Annotated in this window: 34 protein-coding genes and 1 pseudogene; 26 read left to right on the top strand and 9 right to left on the bottom strand. The window is 65.0% G+C overall.

All coding sequences use genetic code 11. The features are described 5' to 3' along the window. Positions 1-84 precede the first annotated feature (84 nt). The 9 genes from RPB_RS24710 to RPB_RS17565 all read left to right on the top strand — a co-directional run bounded on the left by RPB_RS24710 (position 85) and on the right by RPB_RS17565 (position 6233). A complete protein-coding gene (locus tag RPB_RS24710; protein ID WP_011442367.1) occupies positions 85-1344 on the top strand; it encodes a hypothetical protein in 1260 nt (419 codons plus the stop codon). Continuing rightward, the gene (locus RPB_RS17595; protein WP_011442366.1) at positions 1341-1913 is read left to right on the top strand and encodes a hypothetical protein; all 573 of its coding nucleotides are present in this window, start codon (positions 1341-1343) and stop codon (positions 1911-1913) included. Before RPB_RS24710 ends, RPB_RS17595 begins: the two co-directional genes overlap by 4 nt. A 93-nt stretch (positions 1914-2006) precedes the next feature. Beyond that, positions 2007-2225 (top strand): hypothetical protein, encoded by a 219-nt coding sequence (locus RPB_RS17590; RefSeq protein ID WP_011442365.1) that lies wholly within the window; start codon positions 2007-2009, stop codon positions 2223-2225. A gap of 9 nt (positions 2226-2234) precedes the next feature. Beyond that, a complete protein-coding gene (locus RPB_RS17585; RefSeq protein WP_011442364.1) occupies positions 2235-2423 on the top strand; it encodes a hypothetical protein in 189 nt (62 codons plus the stop codon). Between the two features lie 213 nt (positions 2424-2636). Next, positions 2637-3359: an HK97 family phage prohead protease gene (locus RPB_RS17580; RefSeq protein ID WP_011442363.1), complete on the top strand. Its 723-nt coding sequence runs from the start codon at positions 2637-2639 to the stop codon at positions 3357-3359. Between the two features lie 153 nt (positions 3360-3512). Beyond that, entirely contained in the window at positions 3513-4247 is a 735-nt protein-coding gene (locus tag RPB_RS17575) for a hypothetical protein (RefSeq protein ID WP_011442362.1), read from the top strand. Continuing rightward, positions 4247-4660: a hypothetical protein gene (locus RPB_RS17570; protein WP_011442361.1), complete on the top strand. Its 414-nt coding sequence runs from the start codon at positions 4247-4249 to the stop codon at positions 4658-4660. The genes RPB_RS17575 and RPB_RS17570 overlap by 1 nt, the downstream gene beginning before the upstream one ends. An 8-nt stretch (positions 4661-4668) precedes the next feature. Then, the gene (locus RPB_RS24705) at positions 4669-4821 is read left to right on the top strand and encodes a hypothetical protein (RefSeq protein WP_157038854.1); all 153 of its coding nucleotides are present in this window, start codon (positions 4669-4671) and stop codon (positions 4819-4821) included. 158 nt (positions 4822-4979) lie between these two features. Continuing rightward, positions 4980-6233 (top strand): phage major capsid protein, encoded by a 1254-nt coding sequence (locus RPB_RS17565; protein WP_011442360.1) that lies wholly within the window; start codon positions 4980-4982, stop codon positions 6231-6233. A 309-nt stretch (positions 6234-6542) separates the two neighbouring features. Here the strand turns inward: RPB_RS17565 and RPB_RS25295 are convergent, their stop codons facing one another. Together RPB_RS25295 and RPB_RS17555 are read right to left on the bottom strand one after the other, a co-directional pair. Beyond that, positions 6543-7013, bottom strand: coding sequence for a nucleoside 2-deoxyribosyltransferase (locus tag RPB_RS25295; protein ID WP_011442359.1), 471 nt, complete (start codon positions 7011-7013; stop codon positions 6543-6545). Continuing rightward, positions 7010-7309 (bottom strand): hypothetical protein, encoded by a 300-nt coding sequence (locus RPB_RS17555; protein ID WP_011442358.1) that lies wholly within the window; start codon positions 7307-7309, stop codon positions 7010-7012. Before RPB_RS17555 ends, RPB_RS25295 begins: the two co-directional genes overlap by 4 nt. A 179-nt stretch (positions 7310-7488) precedes the next feature. On the opposite strand from RPB_RS17555, the gene RPB_RS17550 reads away from it, so the two are divergent. Both RPB_RS17550 and RPB_RS24700 read left to right on the top strand, forming a co-directional pair. Then, positions 7489-8433, top strand: coding sequence for an IS1595-like element ISRpa1 family transposase (locus tag RPB_RS17550; RefSeq protein WP_011442357.1), 945 nt, complete (start codon positions 7489-7491; stop codon positions 8431-8433). Positions 8434-8445: 12 nt separating this feature from the next. Further along, complete coding sequence (locus tag RPB_RS24700; protein WP_157038853.1) at positions 8446-8646, top strand: hypothetical protein; 201 nt, start codon at positions 8446-8448, stop codon at positions 8644-8646. Here RPB_RS24700 and RPB_RS17545 read toward each other — a convergent pair. From RPB_RS17545 to queC, 5 genes and pseudogenes are all read right to left on the bottom strand, one after another. After that, complete coding sequence (locus RPB_RS17545; protein ID WP_011442356.1) at positions 8618-9472, bottom strand: hypothetical protein; 855 nt, start codon at positions 9470-9472, stop codon at positions 8618-8620. The genes RPB_RS24700 and RPB_RS17545 overlap by 29 nt on opposite strands. Beyond that, entirely contained in the window at positions 9469-9855 is a 387-nt protein-coding gene (locus RPB_RS25105) for a hypothetical protein (RefSeq protein WP_245258249.1), read from the bottom strand. Before RPB_RS25105 ends, RPB_RS17545 begins: the two co-directional genes overlap by 4 nt. 30 nt (positions 9856-9885) lie before the next feature. After that, positions 9886-10152: pseudogene (locus RPB_RS25290) on the bottom strand (SIR2 family protein); the annotation flags it as partial. A 607-nt stretch (positions 10153-10759) separates the two neighbouring features. Beyond that, a complete protein-coding gene (locus RPB_RS25285; protein ID WP_011442355.1) occupies positions 10760-11989 on the bottom strand; it encodes a DUF6884 domain-containing protein in 1230 nt (409 codons plus the stop codon). Positions 11990-11992: 3 nt separating this feature from the next. Beyond that, complete coding sequence (gene queC, locus RPB_RS24260) at positions 11993-12625, bottom strand: 7-cyano-7-deazaguanine synthase QueC (RefSeq protein ID WP_198135123.1); 633 nt, start codon at positions 12623-12625, stop codon at positions 11993-11995. Between the two features lie 229 nt (positions 12626-12854). On the opposite strand from queC, the gene RPB_RS24695 reads away from it, so the two are divergent. The 4 genes from RPB_RS24695 to RPB_RS17515 all read left to right on the top strand — a co-directional run bounded on the left by RPB_RS24695 (position 12855) and on the right by RPB_RS17515 (position 15676). Continuing rightward, positions 12855-13013, top strand: a complete 159-nt coding sequence (locus RPB_RS24695; protein ID WP_157038851.1) for a hypothetical protein — start codon at positions 12855-12857, stop codon at positions 13011-13013. A gap of 119 nt (positions 13014-13132) precedes the next feature. After that, positions 13133-14026, top strand: a complete 894-nt coding sequence (locus RPB_RS17525) for a hypothetical protein (RefSeq protein ID WP_011442353.1) — start codon at positions 13133-13135, stop codon at positions 14024-14026. After that, positions 13968-15263, top strand: coding sequence for a DNA-packaging protein (locus RPB_RS17520; protein WP_011442352.1), 1296 nt, complete (start codon positions 13968-13970; stop codon positions 15261-15263). Before RPB_RS17525 ends, RPB_RS17520 begins: the two co-directional genes overlap by 59 nt. A 164-nt stretch (positions 15264-15427) precedes the next feature. After that, positions 15428-15676, top strand: coding sequence for a hypothetical protein (locus RPB_RS17515; protein WP_011442351.1), 249 nt, complete (start codon positions 15428-15430; stop codon positions 15674-15676). Between the two features lie 24 nt (positions 15677-15700). Here RPB_RS17515 and RPB_RS17510 read toward each other — a convergent pair whose 3' ends face one another. Together RPB_RS17510 and RPB_RS17505 are read right to left on the bottom strand one after the other, a co-directional pair. After that, positions 15701-16018, bottom strand: a complete 318-nt coding sequence (locus RPB_RS17510) for a hypothetical protein (RefSeq protein ID WP_011442350.1) — start codon at positions 16016-16018, stop codon at positions 15701-15703. 259 nt (positions 16019-16277) lie between these two features. Beyond that, positions 16278-17045, bottom strand: coding sequence for a S1 family peptidase (locus RPB_RS17505; RefSeq protein ID WP_011442349.1), 768 nt, complete (start codon positions 17043-17045; stop codon positions 16278-16280). A 61-nt stretch (positions 17046-17106) separates the two neighbouring features. Here RPB_RS17505 and RPB_RS17500 point away from each other — a divergent pair, with 61 nt between their 5' ends. The 11 genes from RPB_RS17500 to RPB_RS17450 all read left to right on the top strand — a co-directional run bounded on the left by RPB_RS17500 (position 17107) and on the right by RPB_RS17450 (position 26888). Continuing rightward, entirely contained in the window at positions 17107-17676 is a 570-nt protein-coding gene (locus RPB_RS17500; RefSeq protein ID WP_011442348.1) for a head-tail connector protein, read from the top strand. Continuing rightward, positions 17673-17993 (top strand): head-tail adaptor protein, encoded by a 321-nt coding sequence (locus RPB_RS17495; RefSeq protein WP_011442347.1) that lies wholly within the window; start codon positions 17673-17675, stop codon positions 17991-17993. Before RPB_RS17500 ends, RPB_RS17495 begins: the two co-directional genes overlap by 4 nt. Before the next feature lie 178 nt (positions 17994-18171). Continuing rightward, entirely contained in the window at positions 18172-18582 is a 411-nt protein-coding gene (locus RPB_RS17490) for a DUF3168 domain-containing protein (protein WP_011442346.1), read from the top strand. Positions 18583-18595: 13 nt separating this feature from the next. Then, on the top strand, positions 18596-19003 hold the full coding sequence (locus RPB_RS17485) for a phage major tail protein, TP901-1 family (protein ID WP_011442345.1): 408 nt from the start codon (positions 18596-18598) through the stop codon (positions 19001-19003). A gap of 93 nt (positions 19004-19096) precedes the next feature. Next, the gene (locus RPB_RS17480) at positions 19097-19411 is read left to right on the top strand and encodes a gene transfer agent family protein (protein ID WP_011442344.1); all 315 of its coding nucleotides are present in this window, start codon (positions 19097-19099) and stop codon (positions 19409-19411) included. Then, positions 19408-19611, top strand: coding sequence for a rcc01693 family protein (locus RPB_RS17475; RefSeq protein ID WP_011442343.1), 204 nt, complete (start codon positions 19408-19410; stop codon positions 19609-19611). The genes RPB_RS17480 and RPB_RS17475 overlap by 4 nt, the downstream gene beginning before the upstream one ends. Then, positions 19608-20198 (top strand): phage tail tape measure protein, encoded by a 591-nt coding sequence (locus RPB_RS17470; RefSeq protein ID WP_011442342.1) that lies wholly within the window; start codon positions 19608-19610, stop codon positions 20196-20198. The genes RPB_RS17475 and RPB_RS17470 overlap by 4 nt, the downstream gene beginning before the upstream one ends. Before the next feature lie 275 nt (positions 20199-20473). Continuing rightward, positions 20474-21109, top strand: coding sequence for a DUF2460 domain-containing protein (locus RPB_RS17465; RefSeq protein WP_011442341.1), 636 nt, complete (start codon positions 20474-20476; stop codon positions 21107-21109). Between the two features lie 198 nt (positions 21110-21307). Then, entirely contained in the window at positions 21308-22228 is a 921-nt protein-coding gene (locus RPB_RS17460) for a DUF2163 domain-containing protein (RefSeq protein WP_011442340.1), read from the top strand. A 53-nt stretch (positions 22229-22281) separates the two neighbouring features. Further along, positions 22282-22725: an NlpC/P60 family protein gene (locus RPB_RS17455; RefSeq protein WP_011442339.1), complete on the top strand. Its 444-nt coding sequence runs from the start codon at positions 22282-22284 to the stop codon at positions 22723-22725. 305 nt (positions 22726-23030) lie between these two features. Then, on the top strand, positions 23031-26888 hold the full coding sequence (locus tag RPB_RS17450; RefSeq protein ID WP_041798318.1) for a baseplate multidomain protein megatron: 3858 nt from the start codon (positions 23031-23033) through the stop codon (positions 26886-26888). The last annotated feature ends 13 nt before the right edge of the window (positions 26889-26901 follow it).

Here is a 26901-nt window from a genome sequence, read left to right as displayed (position 1 = left end):
GCTGAGCCTGTCGTGATGTGAACGTCGGTCGCGTAGCCTGACGCGATCGCGCGTGGTGGCAGCTATCTCAAGCAAAGCGAGATCATGCCCATGATCGACCAACGAGCAGCGTGGCTCGCGCATCAGCGCGACCGCTGGATGCGATCCGATGCGCAGCGCTTCATGCAGCCCGATGCCGCCCGCTGGATCAGGCCCGACGTCGCCCGCTATCTCGTGCCGGGGACCAATCCGTCCGACGTCTTTCCCGCGCTCGACCGCAAATTCAATCCGAACCAGCCGCGTATTCCAGCAGGGCAAGCCGGTGGCGGGCGTTGGACGGATGGAAGTGACGTAGGAGCAGACGTCTCGGGAGAGGCCTCGCCGAGCGCCGAGCCCGCAGTCAGTGAAACCCCGGGTGACGCAAACTCCACGCTTGCGTTTCAAGCTCAAAGTCCGGGCGACCTCAGGTCCTGGCTGAAGCAGCTCGAGGATCTCGCCTGGAAGGATCCGCGGCCGATCCCCAGCGCGGAAGCCAGCGATGTCGAGAACAATCTCGAAGAGGTTCAGGGCCGTCGACCGCCGTTGTCGACATGGTTTCCCGGTGCTTCGCTGGGTCAACGAACCCGGTTGGAAATAGCGACGGCGCGTAGCGAAGATGCGCTTAGGAAGATCCGTCGTTACGACGAGAATTGGGAGCCTCGCGAACAGAGCTGGTCGGCAACGCCGGGAAGCATCGAGGGCGCAATTGCCCGCGCTGAAGCACGAGCGGTCGAGGCTGAGGCCTATCTCAGCCAACGTCGCTCAGGCATCGGCGGCAATTTAGGTCCGCCCCTTGATTTGAACCCCGCCAATCGTGCGCCGGAATTCGGCCGTTGCGATGGTACGTCATGGATCGACAGCTACAGAACGATCAACAATGCGACAGATCTATTTGGACGCCCCGTTTGGCCAAACCATAGAGGAACAGTTGCTGTCGCAAGAATTGATGGTGACATATACTTCGGTGTGAATTCAAAGGCGCCAGGGTATAGCGATGCTGATTGGAATCTGGCTGCAGGACTGCGCGACCAGATGGCTCTTGAGCACCCTGAACTGATAAGGGGCGAAAGTCGAGGATCTCGACCACTCGACGCCGTGTTTCATGCCGAAGCGAATCTTCTCATCCGAGCGAGCCGATATGTTGGTAGTCTGGTGAAGCGGTCCATCGAGGTGCAAGTCGATCGGCCCGTCTGCTGGAGCTGTGAACAAGCGTTGCCGAAAGTCGGACTGGAATTGGGCGATCCGTATGTCACGATTCGCGAGGTAAGGTCAGGTCGCGCGAGCGTGATGTGGCAGGGCGAATGGCTTGTCTGGAGAAAGAAATGAGGAAGCGGATCTACTTTCAAGATCTTGACCCGAACGGGTGGCCAGAACCCAGCGAGCTAGCGCCTTACTTCCTAGCGCCAGCCGAACATCCGTGGGCTCCCGATCCGTACGGAAACGACGAATTTGGGCTCGAGATTTCGGGATTGTACGGCACCGACGGCCAGCCCGGGGTCGATCAGGTCACCGCGTGCCTCACGATGGTGGGTACGCCAGATTTTGGTGTATTTCTTTACTATCGCAGGTGGGATGGCCGGACCAGGCATCCGCTGGATTGCTACTCCAAGGGCGACATGAGCCGCATACGGGAATGGCTGCGGACGCTGCAGGGCGATCTGCGTCCGATTGGTCTGTTCATCCCCTACGAGAAAGCCTGGCCGGCCGTGAAGGAGTTCATGGAGCGCGACGGCGAGTTGCCGACCAGCATCGAGTGGGTCGATGCCGAGGATCTGCCGCCGAACACGTTTCGCTTTCCGGGCTTCTTCAAACCGGGGCCGGAGCCGCGGGTGCTGCGGGACGAAGACATCAACGACGAGCCGCCCGGCGACGGCTTCGGGTTTCTGCGCCGCTGAGCAGCGGGCGCGAACGGTTCTCCCAACATGACGAGCGACTGACGGCGGTTGGAGTCGGCTCCCGCCGCGCGCCCGTCCGCCTGCGAGGCGCCGATGTCCGACCTGATCAAGATCTTCACCGAGCGCGGCGATCTCGCGCATCTGGCGTTGCTGCTGTGGGCCTTTGCCGCGTCGGCCGGGCTGTGGTTCGCGCTGCGCGAGCTGGCGGCGGCGTCGCGGCGGTTCGACGATTTCGTTCACGCTCTGGAATTGTTCAACCGCCGGGCGCGGCGGCGCCGCGCGCGCGACGACCACGACGGCGATCACGAGTAGGAGGCGGGCATGGACCGTTTGCACGCGATGCTGGGCGCGATCCGCACCGAGACCAAATCAGCCAAGGACCCGACCAGCGTGTTTCGTGAATTCCTCAGCCATCTCGGCCAGCCGCAGCGCAAGCCGCCGGCGAAGCGGCCGCGCCTCAAGGCCGCGGCGCAGCCAACGCGCCGCCGCGCGGTGAAGCGGTCGAAGTAACAATTCCGACCGTGTCCCGCACGCGACGCAGCGCGTAGCGGTGCGGCGCAGATGCGGGACCCCGGTTCGGGTGGTCGCGGCGTGTCGCGGAACCGGGACTCCGGATCTGCGACGCGGCACGGCGTGCCGCATCGCGTCCGGGGCACGGGCGAATCCATCTGTCGCATTCAACCGCTCGAACTGATCACCACGCCCCTGATTGCGAGGCCGCCGATGCTTGCCGCGATGTCCGATCCCGTGCCGCCGCCGTCGCGTCTCACGCTTGCGAGCGACGGCTCCGTCGAAGGCTATGCAAGCCTGTTCGGCGAGATCGACCAGGCGCGCGACATGGTGATGCCCGGCGCGTTCGCGCAGACGCTGAAGCAGCGGGGCCTGCGAAAAATCCCGATGCTGTTCCAGCACGATCCCGCCGAGCCGGTCGGCATCTGGCTCGACCTGGTCGAGGATTTTCGCGGCCTGCGCGCGCGCGGCCGGCTGATCCCGGACGTGGCGCGCGGACGTGAATTACTTGCTCTGCTGCGCGAGGGCGCGATCGATGGGCTGTCGATCGGCTATCGCACCGTGCGCGGGCAGATCGACCCGAAGACGCGGGTGCGGCGGCTGTATCAGGTCGACCTCTGGGAGATTTCGATCGTCACCTTTCCGCTGCTGCAGGGGGCGCGGGTGCAGACGGTCAAACAGACGCCGCCGCCATCGCTGCAACGCCGCGCCGCCGAGGCGGCCTGGCGCAGCGTGCAGGTGCCGGCAGCGGACACCACGCGACTCACAGGATCGGCCGCCGCCGCGGATGCACCGGTGCCGGCCATCCGGCGCGGGCGGCAAGTGACGACACTCGCCTCCCGCGCCGATCGCAAACGCGCCTTCGCCAGCATCGCCGGCGGCGTCCGCATCAACCTCTCCCCGCGTGCGGGGAGAGGTCGGTCCGGCGGAGCGTAGCGCAGCCGGGCCGGGTGAGGGGGCGTTTCCGCCAGTCGCAGCGCTGCGATCCGCGGCAGCCCTCACCCCAACCCTCTCCCGCAAGCGGGAGAGGGAGCGCGCTGCGGAGCGGCGCGTCTTCAGCATTCCTGATCAACGACCGAGGCACAACCGATGTGGAGCTCATCCGCGAGCACCGCCGCGCATCAGCGCGCGCGCTTCATGCAGCCCGACGCGGCGCGCTGGATGCGCCCGGATGCCGACCGTTGGATCAGGCCCGACGTCGCGCGCTTTCTGGCGCCAGGTGTGCGACCGCAAGACGTCTTTCCGGCACTCGATCGCAAGTACAACCCGAACCAGCCGCGGGTGCCGAAGGGCAATCCGGACGGCGGCGAGTGGACACTTGGCGGGCTTGGGGCGCGCTGGTCCATCGATCTGACGGGTGTCTCGCCCGAAGACTCAGGCAATCCCCCTGATCGAGTGCGGCTTGCCCAAGTCGGCAGCTCAATAGCTGATATTTTCGGATTGCCGTACTACGAACCGGGCGGTCACCATGAAATGGTGAAGGCTGTCTATACGAAATGGGACTTGCAGCCTGAGACGAGGAAAGTATTCGAAAAGTCGACAACGGGGAAGCTGCCTAGCGGTAAGTGGGTGGAGTCCCCGGAAGGTCGTCTTCTTCGTGGCCATGTCTGGGACGAGTACCATGCAAAATACAATGAGGCCGTGCGCGAGCTGAGCGAACGTTTCCTTGAAGAGAAGAAAATTACGCCTAAGATGATGACGCCGAGACAGGCGGAAGAATTGTGTGCGCGAATTAGATTGTCAGAAGTGCCGGAAATCAGAGACGACAATCGCGCGATCCGGCTGTTACGGCAGGTGTTTCGACTTCGATTTGGGCGCGAATAATGGAGGTCGAGTTGACAAATTCCCGGATCCGTTTCAGTCGCGAAGAATTCGTTCCGCTTTGGACGGCGCTGCGCGAGCGTATCGTCGCTCACTTCGAAAGCATCGGTAAGATTATCGATCCTTTCGGGAAAAGGGATTTCTGGGTAGTCGACGAGGACATCGGTGTCGCGCTCGTGCAAGTCGAAATCATGACCCTCGACCTGCTCGATCCCCCGGTGATCTACGCCCTGCGCGACTTGCTGCAAGAATATCCGGGCTTCGCCATTACCGTGTCGGTGGTGCCGCCTGATGGCGCCAAGTGGCCCGGAATGGGCATCTCGCTGTTTCAAGGCGAGATTATCGACGGGCTGAAGCGCTCCTTTCTGCCGCCGCCTTATCGAAATTTGCACTACCTCGGATCTCGTCCGGAATAGCTGAGTCCGTGCGGCATGATCGGATCGTCGATCGGCTGAACCACGCGCTGCTGCCCGAGGCTCTGCGAGACGTTCGGTTCGGCATCACCGCCGCCGAACTGAAGGCAACCATCACGGAGCGGGTCCGGCGGCTGATGAACAAGCCGCCGCCGACCAATTGAGCCGCATGCGCGTTTGATTCGACTTCACTGCGTCCGCGACGACGCCTTCGCGCCGCGAAGGGTGCCAAGTCATCTCCATCAACTGTCCCGACCGCCGTGGCTTCCCGCCGCGGCGTTTTCGTTCGTGCCTATCCCGAAACGCCCACCAGGAGAACCCGATGGACTACGACATCACCCACGCCCCCGAGACCAAGGCCGGCATTGCCGGCGACGATGCGCAGCAGGTCTACGACACGCTGATGCGCACCTTCGAGGACTACAAGGCGGAGAACGATACCCGGCTGCAGGCGATCGAGAAGCGGCGCGGCGACGTGCTGGCGGAGGAGAAGGTGGCGCGGATCGACGCGGCGCTGGATGCGCAGCAGCGCAAGCTCGACGAACTGGCGCTGAAGGCGGCGCGGCCGCAGCTCGGCAGCGCGATCACGCCGGTTCCGGCGGCGCGCGAGCACAAGAGTGCGTTCGACGCCTATATCCGCTTCGGCGACACCGCGGGGCTGCGCGCGCTCGAAACCAAGGCGATGTCGATCGGCTCCAATCCCGACGGCGGCTACCTGGTTCCGGACGAGCTGGAGCATACGATCGGCGAGCGGCTAGCGGTGGTCTCGCCGATCCGCGCGATCGCCGCCGTGCGGCAGATCTCCGGCAACGTCTACAAGAAGCCGTTCATGATCACCGGCCCCACCACCGGCTGGGTCGGCGAGACCGCGGCGCGGCCGCAGACCGGCTCGCCGCAGCTCGACGCGCTGTCGTTCCCGGCGATGGAGCTGTATGCGATGCCGGCGGCGACCGCGAATCTGCTGGAAGACGCCGTCGTCAATCTCGACCAGTGGATCGCCGGCGAGGTCGAATTGGTGTTCTCGGTGCAGGAGGGGACGGCCTTCATCACCGGCGACGGCCTCGGCAAGCCGAAGGGCTTTCTCGCCTACCCGACGGTGGCGAATGCCTCCTGGAGCTGGGGCAATCTCGGCACCATCGCCTCCGGCGCCGCCGGCGCGTTCGCCGCATCGAGCCCGTCCGACGTGCTGATCGACCTGATCTACGGGCTGAAGCCGGGCTACCGCCAGAACGCCTCGTTCGTGATGAACCGGCGCACCCAGGCGGCGGTCCGCAAGTTCAAGGACTCCACCGGCGTCTATCTGTGGCAGCCGCCGGCGACCGTCTCCGGCCGCGCCAGCCTGATCGGCTTCCCGCTGGTCGATGCCGAGGACATGCCGGACATCGCCGCGAACTCGCTCAGCATCGCGTTCGGCGACTTCCAGCGCGGCTATCTGATCGTCGACCGCCAGGGTATCCGCGTGCTGCGCGACCCGTATTCCGCCAAGCCCTACGTGCTGTTCTACACCACCAAGCGCGTCGGCGGCGGCGTGCAGGACTTCGACGCGATCAAGCTGTTGAAGTTCGCGGCGAGTTGAGGGAAGCTGACCGCATCGCACGCAATGGCGAGCGACCAGATTGCCGTTCGCAAACTGGGGACTCGCCATTGCCTCCGCTCGGCAAAAACGGATCTCGATCGCTTGGCAGAACTGTTGCGCAGAGTGACGAGAAGGATATTCCGGAAGGCCACCGGCTCGTGCGAGGTTGAACTGTGATCCCTAGCCGAAGCTCGACAGCTATGAAAATCCGGATATCGAAGCTAACCCAAGGCCCGGCGAGGGTTGGTTAAGAAGGCGATTGAAGAGATGTTTGTTAGTTGAGGCGGCTTCAGCGGCCGTTGCCTTGAGCTAAGCTGTGCTTCTGAGGTTTGTCGCGAACCACTCCGCGCTCCAGCACGTCACCCAATCATACAAGGCTTCCAACTCGGGGAAGATCCTATGCAGACTCTGGCCGATCATTGGATTGTTGCCAGATGGGAGCGCCCTCCGTGTGTCTGTCTGTAGACCCACGCAACAGCAATTTAACCCGCAAGCAAATCCAATTTCAAAAGCGACAGCCTCGTCAATATGGGCGCCGTCGAGGATTGCCACCAGCAAATCCGAGTTGCGCATGGCCAGGGCATCCGCACGAAAAATTCGGCGCTCAGCTAAGCTAGCGGTCATTCCATTCTGAATTAGCTCGGACAGGAGCTCTCCGTCTCTTTGAGGTAAAAATACTTCCGCATAGCGTTCGAGTTCGTGTGCTACCTTCGTATTGAAGGCGCGCTCTCGGTCGTTAAAAAGCGGAGCGGCGAAGTAGATAGTGGGTCGGTTCTTCACGTCGCATCTTTCGAATAGCTGGCGAGCTCGTTCAAGATGTCGACCTCGTTGTACTCTTCAAGAAAAACTATCCTGGCAATCTCGCGTGCCACATCCTCGCAACTGCGCCCCCTGGTGCAAATTTCAGATTTTTTCACCGGTCCGTAAACCTCTGCAAGGGCCTCTAAAAGTCGATTGTACTCCTTATCAGGCCAATATCGGTGTTTGAAGCTATTCCGAATGCGGATGTCGGAAATGTCACAGTCAAGATAGATCACGTGCCCTGGGCAGAGCGTTTTGGTGATCTTCTCCACCAAGTTTCGCGCCTTCTCTGATCTCTTCTCTTTCTCGCCAAACGTCAGTGGGTCTAACGGGCAGCGATCAACGAGATGAATGCCTTCTCGGCTACGAACGAGAGCTAGGTTTTTTTTCCCAATATTATACTTTGCGTACCCAAAATTCTGTGAGATATTGGCTTCAACACGAGGTTGAAGCCATGAAGTCCTTTTTGAACGCCAAGCACCTGCAGAACGAAGAAGCGGCCTACGCTTGGGTTGAAGCCCGTATTTGGCCCAACGGCCCGGTTTGCCCGCACTGTGGCGGCGTTGACCGCATTTCCAAGATGCAGGGCAAGTCCACTCGGATCGGCGCTTACAAGTGCTATCAGTGCCGCAAGCCCTTTACCGTCAAGGTTGGCACCATCTTCGAATCCAGCCACGTCCCCATGCACCTGTGGCTGCAGGCGATCTTCCTGCTTTCGTCCTCAAAGAAGGGGATCAGCAGCAACCAGCTTCACCGCACCCTTGGCTGCACCCTCAAAACCGCGTGGTTCATTTCTCACCGCGTCCGCGAAGCGATGCGCGATGGTGGCCTTGCCCCGATGGGCGGCGCTGGCGGAATTGTCGAGGTTGACGAAACCTATTTCGGCAAGACCAAAGAAAAGAAGCCGTCACCGCAGCGCAAGGGCCGTCCTTTCATTCATCGTGGCGGCGGCCCGTCCGGCAAGCGCGCTATCGTTTCGCTTGTCGAGCGCGGCGGCAAAGTGCGCTCGTTCCATGTCGAGAACGCCGACAAGCCGACTGTCGTTGGCATCGTTACTGCCAACGTCGCGAAAGAAAGCCGCCTGCACACCGACGAAAGCCGCCTCTACATCGGCGCGGACCAACACTTTTCCTCTCACGAAACTATCAATCACACCGCCAAGGAATACGCTCGCGGCGATGTCACCACCAATTCTGTTGAAGGCTTCTTTTCGATCTTCAAGCGCGGCATGAAGGGCGTCTATCAGCACTGCGGCGAAAACCATCTTCATCGCTATCTGTCGGAATACGATTTCCGCTATAACAACCGCGTCGCACTTGGCGTGAACGACTACGAGCGCGCCGACCGTGTGTTGGCTGGCGTGGTTGGCAAGCGTCTCACCTATCAAACGACTCGTTAAAGGCAAAATTCGATGGATAAGAAGCCAAAAGCTCGCGGCCCTACGAAGAAAGCAGCGAAGCCTAAAGCGAAAGATGAAAAGCAATTCGAGCGGTTTATAGAAACCGCTCGTGAGCTTGATGTTGATGAGAGCGGGAAGAGCTTTGATGTAGCGTTTAGGAAGATTGCCACGCCGACAGTGAGGACTAAATCAAAATCGCCAACTGGTTCATGAAGGTGCGAACGCACTGAAATATATCTTTGCTTTGTTCCGGCGAGTAAGTCGAGATCGGGTGCATCGTGCTGTTACGCCATGCTTGCTTCACATGGTAAAGATTTGCGTGACATTCTGACCATGCGTCGCGCTTCTTGTCTTTGGGCATCGCGCCGATTTTAGCGTGCAAGTCGCTCAATAGCTTACCCCACTCTCTATCGGGGTTAGGGATCTGCAAAGAGGTGCACAACTCCCCGACCGCACATTCCATCGCTCTCATGAGGTGAAATACTGAGGCGGTGTCCTGACCAAGGGCGATGCACTTGCCCGCATTTTCAATGTCGGGAATCGAGTTGGGAAAACGCTCGGTTACTCGGTTTCCGAATTGGTCCTTATCTTCGTAATACCGCACTAACTCTGGCCGAACGTAGTACATTTTGTGAGCAGGCAATTCGTCTTGGATGCGGTTTCTCAGATCGGTAACGAGTCCAAGAATTTCACTAAGTTGATTGCTAGACATCGGAGGGGTAAACGAGCCTATGGCCCGCCAGACGCGTTGTACTTGAGCCTCAACCGACGGCATAGACATCGGCAGCTTAAGGACGATGGTTTTGCTATCGTCCTCGTCCCTCGAAATTATTTTTTCCCAGATAGGGGCGAGGCGGGCTTCCAAAGTTGCCCCAGAAGATATGTCTAGCGCCTTTACTACGTCAGGGTTCGATATTCCGCCTCCCTTTTCCATCTCGGCAATGAGTTGAGCGATAAAGAAGAATTCAGATACGTATGCCCGCAACATATCAAACAAGCTCCATAGCTTGCCGGGCTGGACGCCCCCGGCGCTACTCATGGTAGCACCGGGTTTTGTGGGTACGCAAAGTATAATATTGGGTTTTTTTTCCTAAATTGCTCAACAATCCAATTATCTATGTTGGACACCTCTTTTTCGTCCACCTCACTCTCGGGGATAGCGAGCGCCGGCCGTCGCTCGTCGATCCATTCGTCGTACGTCCGGAGGGAGCGAAAATTACTAGTGGCGGTAGATTTTCCGGCGCCAACTGACCCGACCACGTAGTAAACAAATTTTCTTTCCCGGTCTTGGAAATTGAGTTCGAATTGGTCCTCACTAAGGCTGATTAGCTTTGCAAGCTCGTTGATCCCATCGGCGTCCATAAACAGCGTGTAGAGGTTGTATGACGAGAAGTTTGCGTCAAAGATTGCTTTCATGGCCACTGGATCGTCCGTCTCGTCCGGGGCTACGTACTGAATAATGTAATGAATGTGTCCTGGATTCGTGACTGCGTTCTGTCTTAGGAGGCTCTGCAATGTCGAGTCTTCGAGTGATAGTCCAACAAGTAAGCAGGTGTTGCGAAACAGGTGATTTGAGAGATGTACATATTTCCCAGTCGCCGCGCTAACAAGCTGATCTTGAAAGGCATCATCAGAGAATACGACTTCAGGGCTTGCGCCATCTTCAAAAGTCGATGGGAGAAATCCGTTCGGGTGGTAGATTACGCTGCTGTCTTTCTGGAATTGTGCGTTTGGCTTGTAGGTTGTCTCGTAGCCGCGAGTTCGTGCTAATTAGTCTCCGCTTCGATTGTGGAGTAATAGCTGCTCAAGTGTATCGTCAAAATTGTAGTTAACTGTTAGCGGGGAGCTTTTTATTATCTCAAGAAAGCTCATTAAGTAGGGGTGATCTTTGAGAGTCTTGGGTGGTCTGACTGATGTGTCGATGTCCTTGTATAGCTGCGCGTGAATAACTCTCAGCCAATCCGAGCGAATCTTCTGCTCATTCAAGTAGGTGATTGGACCGGCCTCTGTTCGGTTCTCGAGTGCCTTGTTTCTAAAGCTGGCGAATAGCATTTGTGTTATCGACGCTAGCGATTTAGGTGTCGTCTTTTCTTGGTCGGCTTGCGGGCGCTCTGCGGATATTCGAAACTTTCCGATGATCTCGGATGCGGCCACGTCGGAATGACTAGCGATTCTCATCACCAGCTCGTTCCAGTCGGGATAGCCGAGCTGCTTACTGGCGCCGGACCCAAAGATTAGGCCCAGTCGTTTTCGCGAGTTCTGTGATCTCAAGTGTACGATTGCCCGTGGGGCAGCATTCATTATGTCGTTCTGCGTTCTTACTCGCTCAATTTTTGTCATTTGCAAATAGATTCAGTTGGGTTGAACTAACTGTCGGCTTCTGTTCAGACGCCCAGCCTTGCGGAGCGATCGATGTGTGCGTGGGGCTTTCGCGTTGCAGGGTAATATCTACGTATCGACGCAGGACCGTCAAGAATTCCCTGTGGGGCCTTCGGAACGTGTAGTTCAGGTTCCATAGTCCGCTTAGGAATATTCTGTAGTCGTGGCTCTGTCTTCCGAGCCATTCATCCGGAGCCTGCGGTGTTAGCACGTTAAATCGAGATAGAAGTCCAATAGAGCTTTGTTCTACAAATGCTCTATCGCTGTCCACGGCTGGTTCGTCGCCGATATCAAGCCAAAGGACTCTCATTGTCCCGAGTGTCTTGGATACCTCGGCCTCCAGTGCGCTTTCGGTTGTTCGGATTTCCTTTGAAGCGACTTGGCCTACGCCCCAGGATTTGAGGTTGCCAAACTCAGGTTGGGAGGTGAGCAGTGTGCGGCCGACATGAAGTCGGAAGATTGAGGACCGATGGCTGCCGCCTCCACTTAGGGCGCCGCGGTGAGTGCTTAGGCGATCCCACAGCGTAGTCTTTGATCCGGAGCTCACGGCATGCGTGCCGACTCGGACTATCCTAGGCATCCTTCTCGGAAAAAGGCTCGCTGCGTTGGCTTCGTTATTTTCAAGGAAGAAGTAAACGCCGCGATCTGGCCAGCCCTGTCGACCAGTGCAGTCAGCAAGTAGCCTCCCGCCGCCTTGAGCGACGTACAATTCGTGCATTATTTTGTAGAACTGTCGAAATGAATCCGCCAATGACGCTTCATCGTTGGCTGAGCTGAGGTATTTTAGTCGGTTGCCAAATGAGCGGGTTCCTAGCGGAAAATCAATTCGGCAGCCGGTCCTTGCAAAGAATGGCAGTAGTCCTGAGTGGTATTCGCGGCCCGCTAAAACAAGCACAAGGTCTCTTTGTTTGATAACTTCACTTAGTTGAAGTCTGACGCGGTCGGCCCAAATATTCTTTGCGTGTTGGTCAAGGCTCTTGAGCGTTTGTTCATAAGGCTGCGTGTAAGTATTTAGGTCGAGTAGGCCGTGCTTGGCTGATAAGATGTAGGTGCGGTCCGTGTTTGTCAGTGAGTATAGCAGCGACTTTTTGAATAAGGCGGAGCTGTATAGCAGCGCCGCGGGCGCACCAGTCGTGCGCTTTGTCTTGGAGCATGCGATGAGGCCTATGGTTGACAAAAGCTATTTCAATTCTTGCCAAGCAAATTCGTGAAGCTTGCAGGCGTCACATTCGCCGCAAGCCACAATGGAACCCTCGCGTATTTGGGGGCGATAACAGCTCCATGTATCATTTCGTTGGAGTCCAAGTGTGCTGGCAAGTCGAGCAATTTCTGGTTTGCTCATCTTGAGTAAGGGGGCAACTAGTTTTGGTCCGCCCGGATTTCCGATGTTGAGCATCGTGCAGTAGGAGTCGTAAAATTGGGTCGTGCAGTCAGGGTATCCTGAGAAGTCGACACAGTTTAATCCGATTTGCAACTCGTCGGCGCCAATCCCTGCGGCGTGGGCATGGCCCAAGCCAAGGAAGACGATGTTTCGGCCAGGGAGGAAGGCTGGGGAAACACTGTGGGCCATTTCTTCGACCGAACGGTTCAACGGTATCTGGCGTTCCGCTTTCTGCCAGTTCACGTTTATAACGTGGCGCGGAATGCTGTATTTTTCGCACTGTCCCTCGGCGAACATCATCTCGACAAGCAGCCGTTGCCCGTAGTCAATGCCTAGGCTCGCTACGTCATGTCCTTCAGCTTTAGCTTGCAGCAAACACGTGGTCGAGTCCATGCCACCACTGTGCAGTACCAGGACTTTTTTCCGTGCCATCTTTTGAACCTGATGTGCGACTCGCGGTTGCAAGGATAGAGCAATGCTAGGGAAGTTGGCCATTGGTAAAACAGTCACGCGGCCAAGATCCAGCGGTCTTTCCGTTTGTGTGGCCAAAGTGCTAGACGGATGCCCGGTGTCATGACGATTTCGTCAGTTGGGTTGCGGTATGACGAACACTCTTCCAAATCCGGCCCGCCGCCCCACCGGCGGCTAAAGCTCCGAAGCCTTGGCTAACGCCAAACACCGCTACGAAGACACTGTCGAACCGCAATCGTCGATCGTTGTCGACCTCGGCGTCACCCGCCGTTCCGTGGACCGGCTCGCCCAACAGCAGGGCTGGAAGCTGCGCAAGGACCGGCGCCGCGCGCACTGCCGCAGGCGTTGAAGCTGGAGATCGTCGCCAGGGAAGCGGCGGGCCGCGCCGCATTCTAGGCTGATGCCTGGCATCTGCCAGTGCGATCAGGCGGGTCGGGCTGTGATCCGGGCCGTCGAGGTGAACGCGCCATGACTGATGATCCGCCGGGCCGTCGTCTTCCCCGTGACTTCACGCCTGAAGCCGTTGCGCTGACCAAGCAGCGCTTTGAGACCACCGACGACCCGCTGCAAGCGATCGCCGCCGATCTCGGCATCAGCCGACGGACGCTCGGCAAATTGGCGCAGCGCGAAGGCTGGGTGACGCGGGCGAGCCGACCGCGGTTCGCCCCGATCGAGCGTCCGGCGATCCAGCGCGCCCGCGGCTTTACGCCCGAGGCGGTCGCGCATGCGCGGCGGCGCTACGAGGAGACCGACGAGTCGATGGATCGCATCGCCGCCGATCTCGGCGTGCACCGGATGACGCTCGACCGGCTGGCCAAGACCGAAGGCTGGCAATTGCGGAAGGACCGGCCGCCGCGCGATCTGCCGGTGGCGCTGCAGCTCAACCTGGCTGCGGCCGAGATATTGCAGGCGGCGCGGGCCGCCGGCAAGCCGCCGGTGCAACCGATGCCGGAACCGGCCGAGGTCGATCGAGCCATGACCGATGCAACTCCGGCCGCGTTTGAGTCCGCTGGGGCCGAGCCGGTAGCGGCGTCGCTGGCGCTCCGGTTGGAGGCTGCGGTGGAGCGAGAGCTGCGCAAGGTCGAGAACCTGCGCGAGGATGCCACCCTCGGCGGCAGCCGTGCGACCGAGGCCGAGCGCATCGCGCGCACGTTGGCTGCGCTGACGCAGACCCTGTTCAAGGTTCGCCAGCTGCGCGAGCCGGGAAGCGTGAACGCCGATGCCGATGACGACCTGCCCGCCGATGCCGATGAATTCCGTCGTCAGCTTGCGCGCCGCATTGAGGCGCTTGTCCGCGGCCGGGATGACGGAGGCGTTTCTGCGGCAGGCGGGGACGCGGACGCTGGCCCGGCTGCAGCATGATTTCGCGACCTTCGCGCATCCGCATCAGGAGCATGGCGAGGCCGGCAACAATGGCGGGCCGTGGACGACCTGGCTGCTGCTCGGCGGCCGCGGCGCCGGCAAGACGCGGACCGGGGCCGAATGGGTGCGGGCGCTGGCGCATGGCACGCCGCCTTATGCCGAGCGGCCGCATCGCCGGATCGCGCTGATCGGGGAGAGCTGGCAGGACGCCCGCGAGGTGATGGTGGAGGGCGAGTCCGGCCTGCTGCGCTGTTCGCCGCGCGCCGAGCGGCCGGAATGGATCGCGTCGCGGCGGCGGCTGGAATGGCGCAATGGCGCGGTCGGGCAGGTGTTCTCCGCCGACGATCCGGAAAGCCTGCGCGGGCCGCAATTCGACGCCGCGTGGTGCGACGAGCTGGCGAAATGGCGCTATGCCGAGGCCTGCTTCGACACGCTGCAATTCGGGCTGCGGCTGGGCCTGCAGCCGCGCCAACTGGTCACCACCACGCCGCGGCCGCTGCCGCTGATCAAGCGGCTGCTGGCCGATCCGCGCACGCGGGTGACGCGCGCGCCGACGAAGGCGAATGCCGATCATCTGTCGCCGGCGTTTCTCGATGCCGTGGTCGGCCGCTATGCCGGCACGCGGATGGGGCGGCAGGAACTCGACGGCGAAATGATCGAGGACCGCGCCGATGCGCTGTGGTCGCGGGCGCTGATCGAATCCTGCCGCGTCGCGCAGCCGCCGGGGCTGGCGCGCGTGGTGGTGGCGATCGACCCGCCGGGGACCTCGAAGGTCGGCGCGGATGCCTGCGGCATCGTCGCCGTCGGCCGCAGCGACAGCGGCGCCTACTACGTGCTGGAAGACGCCTCCGCCGCCGGGCTGTCGCCGGCCGCCTGGGCGGCCAAGGCGGTGGCGCTGTATCACCGGCTCGACGCCGATACGCTGATCGCCGAAGTCAACATGGGCGGCGAGATGGTGCGCGCCGTGCTGCGCGAGACCGACGGGGCGGTGCCGCTGAAGGAAGTCCGCGCCAGCCGCGGCAAATATCTGCGCGCCGAGCCGGTCGCGGCGCTGTACGAGCAAGGCAAGGTCAAGCATGTCGGCTGCTTCCCGCTGCTCGAAGACGAAATGTGCGACTTCGGCATCGACGGCCTCTCGTCGGGCCGCTCGCCCGACCGGCTCGACGCCCTGGTGTGGGCGATCACCGGGCTGATGAACGGCCGCAATGCCGGCGGGCCGCGGATCAGGCAGTTGTGAGGGAGGGGCAGGCGTATAGGATGGGTCGCGCGCGCGGAATCATCGCGGTGGGGCCCGTGGTGAGGCGGATCGGTGGGTTACGCGCTGCGCGCTAACCCACCCTACGGGCGGGGCGTCGGGAACGATTGCTTGCGGCGGGATTTGCCGCAGCGAGGGAGAACCGGATGAAGCGAACGATCACACTATCCGCGGCCTGTGCCGCGCTCGCGCTGGTCGGGATCGACACCGCCCCGGTCTTCGCCCGCGGCGGGGCGGCGAACATCATGGATTCGCCGGGCTATCAGCGGCGGCTGAAGGAATCGCGCGAGCAGTTGCGAGAGCCCTATACGACGCCGCCGGCGGTGTATCCGCGGCAGCGCATCGACACGCCGCGCAAGGCCAGGCCGCCCAGCAAGCGCAAGCCGCCGCGCTGAGCGCGTCAGCCACAGCCGGATGCGTCAGCAGTAGCCGTACCAGCCGCAGGCATAGGGCAGGCGGCTGTAGATCGCGCTCGCCGGCGTGCCGTAGTAATTGAAGTAGTGATAGGAATTCGGCTTGCCGTAATAGCCGTGCACGATCGGCGGGATGTCGACCTCGGGCGCGTAGACCGGCGAGGCACTGATGACGTCGCGCGGCGGCGGCACCAGGGCGACGACGCGGCCGCGCGGCACGGGCTCGGCGAAGATCCGGCCGATCTTGCTGTGCATCGGCAGGTCCGCCGCGCGCGCGGCCGGCGCGGCGATCACGGACAGCAACAGCAAGGCAGCAAGGCGCATCGACGGGCTCCGGATGAGCCGGCAGGGTGGGCCAACATGGTTAATGAAATCTGAAGGGCGGCGGTGGGCGTGGCGGGTGTCTCCGCAAGCGCCGTCATCCTGAGGTGCGCGCTGTTGCGCGCCTCGAAGGATGCGGAGGCGGGCACGGCGTTCGCGGCGCATCCTTCGAGGCCGCCGCTGCGCGGCGGCGCCTCAGGATGACGGCGGCAGATGTTGCGCCTCAGGATGACGGCGGCAGATGTTGCGGCTTCGCGCCGGCCTACTTCGCCAGCGTCGCGCCCCAGCTCGTTGCGGTGCGCTCGATCCAGTCGCGATACAGCGTCAGCGGCGTTACGCCGGTGAGGCCGCCGCAGCCGGCGGCGTTGTTGGCGCCGGTCGACCACGACACCACGCCGATCACCACGGCGCGGCCGTCCTGCTGCTGCAAGGCCGGCCCGCCGGAATCGCCGGTGCAGGCGCCCTGGCCTTCGCGGCTGTTGTTCGTTGCCGGATCGACCAGGCGGATCTGCAGCCGGCCGGGCCGGCCGGTGGCGATCAGCTCGGCTGCGCGCGCTACGCCGCCGCTCTTGCCGTCGCCGCGCTGCGCCACGCCGATGCCGGCGACGGTGAAGCTCTGCCCCGCGGCGAGCGGATCGTTCGGCGCGCCGAACGGCAGCGGCGTCTTGCCGGGCAGCGGCGCGGCGAGCTGCAGCAGCGCGACGTCGGCGGTGGCGCGGTTGGCCTGGATCGCGCGCAGGTCGAATTGCGGATGCGCCGCGAGGCGGCGGATGTCGCGGAGCTGCGGCTGCCCCTGCGCGTCGCGCTGCACGATCTTGTAGTCCGCGCCGGGCGCGACGCAATGCGCGGCGCTCAGCACCAGATCCGGCGCGATCAGCGCGCCGGAACAGAAATTGCCGCGCGAGCCGACGATGGTGACGAGCGCGCGGCCGATGCCGTCGCGGCTCTCGCGCGCGCCGCCGACCATGGCGGATGCGGGCGCGGCGAGCGCGGCGGCGATCAGAACGGCAAGTGTCGAGCGGCGGATCATGGCGGGCTTTGAGCCTCGCCGCCGCCGCGCTGTCAACCTGAACATTTCGGAGGGATGAGCAATGTCGGCGATTTTGCTGGCGGGGCCGGTGGTGGAGCCGTGGACGGTTCCCGAGCTGAAGGCGTTCCTGCGCGTCGCGCACGACGACGACGATTCGGTGATCGCGTCGCTGCTCGCCGCCGCGCGCGCCCAGATCGAGGCGATGACGCGGCGCGCGCTGCTGTCGCAGAGCTGGCGGATCACGCGCGACGCCTGGCCGCGCGACGGCCGGCTCGCGCTGCGGATCGGGCCGCTGCGGGCGCTGAGCGCGGCGCGGGTGTTCGATGCCGAAGGCATTGCGCATGAGGTCGATCTCGCGCGCTTCGTGATCGACGTCGCGGGCGGCACGATCGCCGCGCCGGCGTGGTCGGTGCCACAGCCGGGGCGCAGCGTCGGCGGCATCGCGCTCGACCTCGAGCTCGGCTACGGCACGCAACCTTCCGAGGTGCCGGAGCTGCTGCGCCATGCGGTGCGCACGCTGGCGGCGCATTGGTACGACAATCGCGGGCTGGCGGCGATCGGCTCCAGCGTGGCGATGCTGCCGGGCAGCGTCGCGGCGATGATCGCGAGCTTCCGGGTGCCGGCGCTATGATCGATCCGGGCCGACTGAACACGCGGCTGGTGCTGGAAGTGCCGGTCGAGAGCGGCGACGGCCAGGGCGGGGTGACGCGCAGCTATGCGCCGCAGCAAGTGGTGTGGGCGCGGGTCGTTCAGCACGCGGCGCGCGAGGGCGTCGATGCCGATGCCGATCGGGCGATGTTGCGGGTGACGATCACGCTGCGCGGCGGCGTCGCGCTGACGCGGGCGCATCGGTTGATCGATGGCGCGCGGATCTATCGAATTATTAGTTGGCGCGACATCGACCGCGGCGCGTGGCTCGAGATCGACGCCGAGACGGAACTGACGTGACGTTCACCCTCCCCTGGAGGGGGAGGGTCGCTCGCGCCAGCGAGCGGGGTGGGGTGGCGAAGAGTTCATCTGCCGTGCCCGCGGCTCACCCCACCCCGGCGTGCACCGCGCTTCGCGCGCTACTCGCCGCCCCTCCCCCTCCAGGGGAGGGTGAAGAGTCACTCTGGGAGGATCTCTCATGCTCACCGCACCTGCGGCGCTGCGCGCCGCGATCCATCAGGCGCTGACTTCCGACAGCGGACTGATCGCCGCGCTCGGCGGCGCGCGCGTCTACGACGAGCCGCCGCGCGACGCGGCGTTGCCTTACGTCACGCTCGGCGAGGCGCGGATCGCCGACGCCTCCGCCGACGATGCGCCGCTGCAGGAGCATCAGCTGACGCTGCACGTCTGGTCGCGGCAGGGCGGCCACAAGGAAGCGCATGTCATCACCGGCGCGCTCTTACAGGCGCTGGACGATGCGCCGCTGTCGCCGGCCGGCCATCGCCTGGTCAATCTGCGGTTCGCGCTCGCCGATATCCGCCGCGAGGCCGACGGCCGCACCTATCACGCGCTGGTGCGATTCCGCGCCGTCACCGAACCGAACAATTAGCAAGGAGACGCATATGGGTGCACAGAAGGGCAAGGATCTGATGGTCAAGATCAGCGACGGCAGTACTTACGTCACCGTCGCCGGGCTGCGCAGCCGCAGGATCGCGTTCAACGCCGAACTGGTCGACATTACCCACGCCGAATCCGCCGAGCGCTGGCGCGAGCTGCTCGCCGGCGCCGGCGTGCGCCGCGCCTCGATCTCCGGCCGCGGCCTGTTCAAGGACGCCGCCTCCGACGCGCTGGTGCGAAGTGCGTTCTTCAACGGGCTGATCAGCGACTGCCAACTGATCGTGCCGGATTTCGGGGCGATCTCCGGGCCGTTCCAGATCGCGGCGCTCGAATTCGCCGGCGAGCACAATGGCGAGGTGACGTTCGACGTGACGTTGGAAAGCGCCGGCGCGCTGAGCTTTGCCGCGCTGTGACCACCGCGCGCATCGTGCGCGCGGCCACCCCCACCCCGCTCGCTGCGCGAGCGACCCTCCCCGCAAGGGGGAGGGTGAACAAACGAGGGCATCATGGCCAACAGACATCGCGGTGAGATCGAAGCGGAGATCGGCGGCCGGCGTCGCACGCTGGTGCTGACGCTGGGCGCGCTGGCCGAACTGGAGAGCGCGTTCGCGGCATCCGATCTGGTGGCGCTGGCGCAGCGCTTCGGCAGCGGGCATCTGTCGGCGCGCGATCTGTTGCGGATCATCGCGGCGGGTTTGCGCGGCTCGGGCGAGACGGTCGGCGACGACGAGGTCGCGGCGATGACGGTCGCGGGCGGCGCCACCGGCTATGCGACGATCGCGGCCGAACTGATCGCCGCGACCTTCGGCGAAGCGGCATGACGCCGTTCCCCTGGGCCGAGGCGATGCAGTTCGGCTTCGGCGTGCTGCGGCTGTCGTCGGAGCAATTCTGGCGGATGACGCCGCGCGAGTTCGCCAGCGCGCTGATCGGCGCGCGCGGCGGGATCGCGGCGCCACTCGATCGCGGCGGCCTCGACGAATTGATGCGGCGCTATCCCGATCACCAGGAGCAGGCGCGATGACCAGCGACGATTGCGAAGAGTGCGACTGCGACTGCGTCGACGAGACGTCGCGGAAGGTCGACCAGCTCACCACCAAGACCCAGGCGCTCAGCAGCGAGGCCAAGGGCTTCGCGCGTGCGATGACCAGCGCGTTCTCGCAATCGGTCACCGGCGGCAAGCAGTTCGAGGACGTGCTGAAGTCGCTGGTGCTGAAGGTCTCCGACCTGGCGCTGAAGGCGGCGCTGAAGCCGCTGACAAGCGGCCTCGCTACCGGCTTCGACAGCCTGTTCTCGGGCCTGTTCGGCGGCGCCACCAAGGCGGCCGACGGCGCGATCAAGCCGTTCGCCGCGGGCGGCGTGATCGGCACGCCGACCTACTTCCCGATGCTCGGCGGCGGCGTCGGGCTCGCCGGCGAGGCGGGGCCCGAGGCGATCCTGCCGCTCGCCCGCGGCGCGGACGGCCGGCTCGGCGTTGCGAGTAGCGGCGGCGGCGGCAACGTGGTCAACGTCCAGATCTCGACGCCCGACGCCGACAGCTTTCGCCGCTCGGAGAGCTACGTTACCGGACAAATTGCCCGCGCGGTGTCGCGCGGCCAGCGCGGGCTGTGAACCCTCCCCCTTGCGGGGAGGGTGGACCCGGCGGCGCGTAGCGCGGCCGGGCCGGGTGGGGGTGGACACGCGCACTGTGCCCGCGGCCCCCCACCCCGCTCGCTGCGCGAGCGACCCTCCCCACAAGGGGGAGGGTGAAGAGGGCACGACCGTCATCCTGAGGAGCGCGCTGTTGCGCGCCTCGAAGGACGGCAACGCACACCGCGACGCTGCTTCGAGGCTCGCCCTGCGGGCGAGCACCTCAGCATGACGGTTCCTTTGTTGCGAGCAAGACCATGACCGCATTCCATGAGGTTCTATTCCCGCTCGACATCGCGCTGAAGAGCGCCGGCGGGCCGGAGCGGCGGACCGAGATCGTGTCGTTCGGCTCCGGCCGCGAGCAGCGCAATGCGCGCTGGGCGGAGTCGCGGCGGCGGTTCGACGCCGGCTACGGCGTCCGCACGCTGGAGGCGCTGCAGGCGGTGGTGGCGTTCTTCGAGGAGCGCCGCGGCCAGCTTTACGGCTTTCGCTGGCGCGATCGGCTCGATCATGCGTCCGCCGCGCCGGGGCAACCGCTGTCGCCGCTCGACCAGGGCATCGGCATCGGCGACGGCGTGGTCGCGAACTACCAACTCGTCAAGACCTATGGCGCAGGCTTTGCGCCCTATGCGCGGCGGATCGCCAAGCCGGTCGCGGGATCGGTGCGTGTCGCGGTGAACGGCGTCGAGCCGACCGGCGGTTTCACCTGCGATATCACCACCGGCGTGGTGACGTTTCTCCCCGGCCACATCCCGCCGCCCGGCGCGGCGGTGACGGCGGGCTATCAGTTCGACGTCCCGGTGCGGTTCGACACCGATTATCTCGAAGTCGACCTGTCGGCCTTCGCAGCGGGCGCGATCCCGAAAATTCCGGTGGTCGAGATCAGGGTGTGATTCACCCTCCCCTGGAGGGGGAGGGTCGCTCGCGTCGCGCCTCTCACCCTCTCCCCTGGTGGGAGAGGGTGGCTTCGCGCAGCGAAGCCGGGTGAGGGGGCGGCGGGCACGGCGTACGCTTCGCCCCCTCATCCGTCGCGGACTTCGTCCGCGCCACCTTCTCCCACGAGGGGAGAAGGAAAGAACAGGTGATCGTCCATGCGCTCCATTCCCTCGGCCCTCCAATCCAAACTCTCTTCCGGCGTCACCACGCTCGCTCAGTGCTGGATCGTGCGGCGGCGCGACGGCGGTGTGCTCGGTTTCACCGATCATGATCGCGATCTGGTCGTCGGCGGCGTGAGTTGCCGCGCCGGCACCGGCTTGGCCGCGTCGGAGGCGGCGCAGCGGTTCGATCTGTCGGTCGACGGCGCGGAAATTTCCGGCGCCTTGTCCGACGATCTGCTGCGCGAGGCCGACCTCGCCGCCGGGCGCTTCGATGGCGCCGCGGTCGAGACCTGGCTGGTCGACTGGAGCGATCCGTCGCTGCGGCTGCTGACCGCGCGCGGTGCGCTCGGCGAGGTGCGGCGCGAGGGGCGGGCGTTCACCGCGGAGCTGCGCGGGCTGGCCGATCTGCTGTCGCAGGAAAGCGGCCGGCTGTACACCGCCGGGTGCGGCGCCGATCTCGGCGACGGCCGCTGCCGCGTCGATCTCAACCAGCCGGCCTTGCGCGCCGCGGGTCATGTCGTGGCGACGTTCGGCACCTCGACCTTCGCGGTGTCCGGTCTCGACGGATACGCAGCGGGGCTGTTCAGCGCCGGCCGGCTGATCTGGAGCAGCGGCGCCAATGGCGGTTCGGCGATCGAGGTCAAGTTGCACCGCCGCGTCGGAGGCGGCGCCCGGCTGTCGCTGTGGCAGGCGATGGCCGAGCCGATCGCGGTCGGCGACGGCTTCGTCGTCACCGCGGGCTGCGACAAACAATTCGCGACCTGCCGCGACCGCTTCGGCAACGCGGTGAATTTCCGCGGCTTCCCGCAGATCCCCGGCAATGATTTCGTCGTCAGCTATCCGGTGCCCGGCTCGCCCGGCCACGGCGGCGGCTCGATCGGCGGCGGCGGCGCGGGCGGCGGTGGCATCGGCTAGCAGGCGCGCGTTCGGTCGGTCCAGTCGAGCGGCGATTTCACGAGAGAGACGACATGAGCACAATTCTCACCCGCGACGCGGTGGTCGCCGAGGCGCGGAGCTGGATCGGCACGCGCTATCGGCATCAGGCCTCGGTGAAGGGCGTCGGCTGCGATTGCCTGGGCCTGGTGCGCGGCGTCTGGCGCGGCTGCATCGGCGACGAGCCGGAAGCGCCGCCGCCTTACGCGCCGGACTGGGCCGAGGCGCAGGGTGCGGAGACGCTGGCGGAGGCCGCGCTGCGCCACCTCGTGCCGATCGCGCGCGAGGATTTCCGCGCCGGCGACGTGCTGCTGTTCCGATGGCGCGACGGCTACGTCGCCAAGCACGTCGCGATCGCCAGTTCGTCCACGACGATGATCCACGCCCATGACGGCGCGGCGGTGTGCGAGATCGCGATCGCGCCGTGGTGGCGGAGACGGTTGGCGTATGCGTTCGGTTTTCCGGGCGTGAAGGATTGAGAGCAGGCGGCTGGGCGCGTCGTCACCTCTCCCCGCGTGCGGGGAGAGGTCGACCGGCGAAGCGCAGCGAAGCTGGTCCGGTGAGGGGGCGCCTCGCCGCGGCCGAGCGGATCGTCGTTGGTCTCCCGTTTCGCCGTGTCGCGGAGTCAGCAGCCCCTCACCCCAACCCTCTCCCCGCAAGGGCGGGGCGAGGGAGCGCGCCGTGCCGCGGGGCGAACTCATCGTTCTGCTCTTTGGTTCCGCTCTTTCGTTCGGCGATCGGCAAACCCATGCCCGCCGTCCCACGCTCACACGAAGTAACAACCATGGCAGCTCTTGTTCTTTCGGTCGCCGGTGCGGCGGCTGGTGCGGTGTTCGGGCCGGTCGGCGCGATGGCCGGGCGGATCGCGGGGGCGCTGATCGGCAATGCGCTGGATCAGTCGCTGTTCGGCGCCGGGTCGAAATCGGTCGAGGGGCCGCGGCTGGCGGATCTCGAGGTGATGGCCTCGACCGAAGGCGCGCCGATCCCGCGGGTCTACGGCCGGGTGCGGCTGGCGGGGCAGGTGATCTGGGCGACGCAACTCGAGGAGGTGATCACCTCCGAGGAAAGTTCGTCCAGCGGCGGCAAGGGTCTCGGCGGCGGCGCGACGACGACCACCACGACCTACGCGTATTTCGCCAATTTCGCGGTCGGGCTGTGCGAGGGGCCGATCGGCCGCGTCGCGCGGATCTGGGCCGACGGCAAGCCGCTCGATCTGTCGGGCCTCGGGCTTCGCATCCATCACGGCGGCGAGGACCAGGCACCGGACGGTCTGATCGTCGCCAAGGAGGGCGCCGCCAACGCGCCGGCCTATCGCGGGCTGGCCTATGTGGTGTTCGAGCGGCTGCCGCTGGCCGACTACGGCAACCGGATTCCGCAAATGTCGTTCGAGATCGTGCGGCCGATCGGCGGGCTCGAACAGATGGTGCGCGCGGTGACGCTGATCCCCGGCACCACCGAATACGGCTACGAGCCGTCGACATTGGTGCAGATCCTCGACCGAGGCACCTCGACGCCGGAGAACCGCCACGTCGCCCACGCGGTCTCCGACGTGGTCGCCTCGCTCGACGAATTGCAGGGCGTGTGCCCGCGGCTGGAGCGCGTCGCGATCGTGGTGGCGTGGTTCGGCTCCGATCTGCGCGCCGGCCAGTGCAGCGTGCGGCCGGGCGTCGAGAACCGCGACAAATGGGTCGCCGGCGCGAGCTGGTCGGTCGACGGCGCGCACCGCGGCAATGCCTGGCTGGTGTCGCAGGTCGACGGCCGCCCCGCCTTTGGCGGCACGCCGTCCGACGACAGCGTGCGACATCTGATCGGCGAGCTGAAGGCGCGCGGGCTGAAGGTGACGTTCTATCCGTTCGTGATGATGGACGTGCCGGCTGCTAACAGCCTGCCGAACCCGTGGACCGGCGCCGCGCCGCAGCCGCCTTATCCGTGGCGCGGGCGGATCAGTTGCGATCCGGCGCCGGGCGTGGCCGGCTCGCCGCAGGGTAGCGCGACGGCGGCGGCGCAGGTCGACAGTTTCTTCGCCGGCGGCGACTGGAATTATCGCCGGATGATTTTGCACTACGCGCGGCTTTGCGCGGAGGCCGGCGGCGTCGATGCGTTCCTGATCGGCTCGGAGCTGCGCGGGCTGACGCGGGTGCGCTCCGGCGCGGGCGTGTATCCGGCGGTGCAGCAGCTCGTCGCGCTGGCGAACGACGTGAAAGCGATCGTCGGCGGCGGCACGCTCGTCACCTATGCGGCGGACTGGACCGAATACGGCGCCGACGTCGTCACGCCGGACGCTTCCGAAGTGCGGTTTCCGCTCGATCCGCTGTGGGCAGCGCCCGCGATCGGCGTGATCGGGATCGACTACTACGCGCCGCTCGCCGACTGGCGCGACGACGCCGGCCATCTCGACGCGGCGATCGCCGCTTCGACCTGGGACCGCCTCTATCTCGACCGCAACGTCACCGCCGGCGAGGCATTCGACTGGTACTATCCGGACGAGGCCGCGCGCGTGGCGCAAAGCCGCGTGCCGATCACCGATGGGCTCGGCAAGCCGTGGACCTTCCGGGTCAAGGACATCAAGAGCTTCTGGTCGCAGCCGCATCACGAACGCGTCGGCGGCGTCGAGCTCGCCGCGCCGACCGCGTGGGCGCCGATGAGCAAGCCGGTGTGGCTGACGGAAGTCGGCTGCCCCGCGGTCGACAAGGGCGCCAACCAGCCGAGCGTGTTTCCCGATCCGAAATCCAGCGAGAACTACGCGCCGTATTTCTCCAGCGGCGACCGCGACGACCTGATCCAGCGGCGCTATCTCGAAGCGATCCTCGCCGCGTTCGATCCGGTGTTCGGCGCCAGCGAGGCGCGCAATCCGCTGTCGCCGGTGTATGGCGGCCGGATGATCGATCCGTCGGCGATCCATCTGTGGAGCTGGGACGCGCGGCCCTATCCGGTGTTTCCGGCCGCCGACGAGGTCTGGAGCGACGCGCCGAACTGGCAGAGCGGGCACTGGCTGACCGGGCGGCTCGGCAATGCGCCGCTGGATGCGCTGGTGGCGCAGCTCTGCGCCGACAGCGGCGTCGTCGGCGTCGATGCGAGCGCGTTGCGCGACGCCTGCGACGGCTATGTGGTCGACCGGCCGATGACGCCGCGGGCGATGATCGAGCCGCTGGCGATGGCCTACGCGTTCGACGCCACGGCGGCCGACGGCACGCTGCGCTTCGTGCAGCGCGGCGGCGCGCCGGTGGCCGAATTGACCGAGGACGATCTGGTGCTGCCGGACAAGGGCGCCTTGTCGCGGCTGACGCGGGCGCAGGAGACCGAGCTGCCGCTCGAGGTGGCGTTCGGCTTCACCGACGCGATCGCCGACTATCGCCGCGCCGCGGCGGCGTCGCGCCGGCTGGTCGGCGGCGCGCATCGCATCGTCCACGCCGATCTCGCGGTGGTGACCAACGACGCCGCCGCGGCGCGACGCGCCGAGATCTTCCTGCAGGATCTGTGGGCCGGACGCGAGACCGCGAGCTTCGCGCTCGGGCCGCAGCGTCTGGCGCTGGCGCCCGGCGATGTGGTGGCGCTGACGCTGAACGATCGGCGGCGGCTGTTCGAGATCAGCGAAGTGGTCGACACCCAATCGCGCGCCGTCAAGGCGCGCAGCATCGACCCCGAAGTGTTCGCGCTGCCGCAGCGCGCGCCGCGCCGGATCACGCCGGCAATCCCGGCGGCGCTGGGGCCGGCGCATGTGGTGGCGCTCGACCTGCCGGTGATCGACAACACCGCGCCGGACGTACTGACGCGGCTCGCGGTGTTCGCCAATCCCTGGCCGGGATCGGAAGTGATCTACGCGTCCGCCGACGGCGCGAGCTATCAGCCGCTGGCGAGCGCGACGGTGCGCGCGATCATCGGCGAGACGCTCGATCCGCTGCCGCGCGGGCCTGTGGCGGTGTGGGACCGCGGCAACCGGCTGCGGGTGCGGATTCTCGGCGGCGCGCTGTCGTCGCTGTCGGAGGCGCGGGTGCTCGACGGCGGCAACGCCGCGGCGGTGCAGAACCCCGACGGCGAGTGGGAGATCCTCCAATTCGCGCAGGCCGAACTGATCGACGGCAACACGTACTTGCTGTCGCGGCTGCTGCGCGGCCAGGCCGGCAGCGAGCAGGCGATGCGCGACCCGGTGCCGGCCGGCGTGCCGTTCGTGCTGCTCGACCGGCATCTGGTGCCGTTGGCGCGCGGGCTCGACGCGCTCGGGCGGGCGAAGGCGTTGCGCGTGGTTGCGGCGGGACGCAGCCACGACGATGCCAGCGCGGTGACGCTGAGCGTGACGCCGGGGCCGACGGCGCTGCGGCCGCTGGCGCCGGTGCATCTGAGGGCCAGGCGCGAGGTCGATGGCGTGAATCTGTCGTGGATCCGCCGCACCCGGATCGACGGCGATGGCTGGGGCCTCGAGGTGCCGCTCGGCGAGGCCAGCGAGGCCTATGTGATCGACATCCTCGCACCGGACGGCGCATTGGTTCGCACGCTCAGCAGCGCCGCGCCGCAGGCGCTGTATCCGGCGGCTTCCGAACTCGCCGATTTCGGCGCGCCGCAACAGGGCCTGCGCGTCCGCGTCGCGCAACTCTCCGCCGGCGTCGGCCGCGGCTTCGCCGCCGACGCGACGCTCGCACTTTAGACGAGGGGAAAAC

This window comes from Rhodopseudomonas palustris HaA2 (assembly GCF_000013365.1).
Taxonomy (GTDB): Bacteria; Pseudomonadota; Alphaproteobacteria; order Rhizobiales; family Xanthobacteraceae; genus Rhodopseudomonas; species Rhodopseudomonas palustris_J.
The sequence above is the reverse complement of the archived record's forward strand: the minus strand, read 5'-3'. Positions and strand labels throughout refer to the sequence as shown.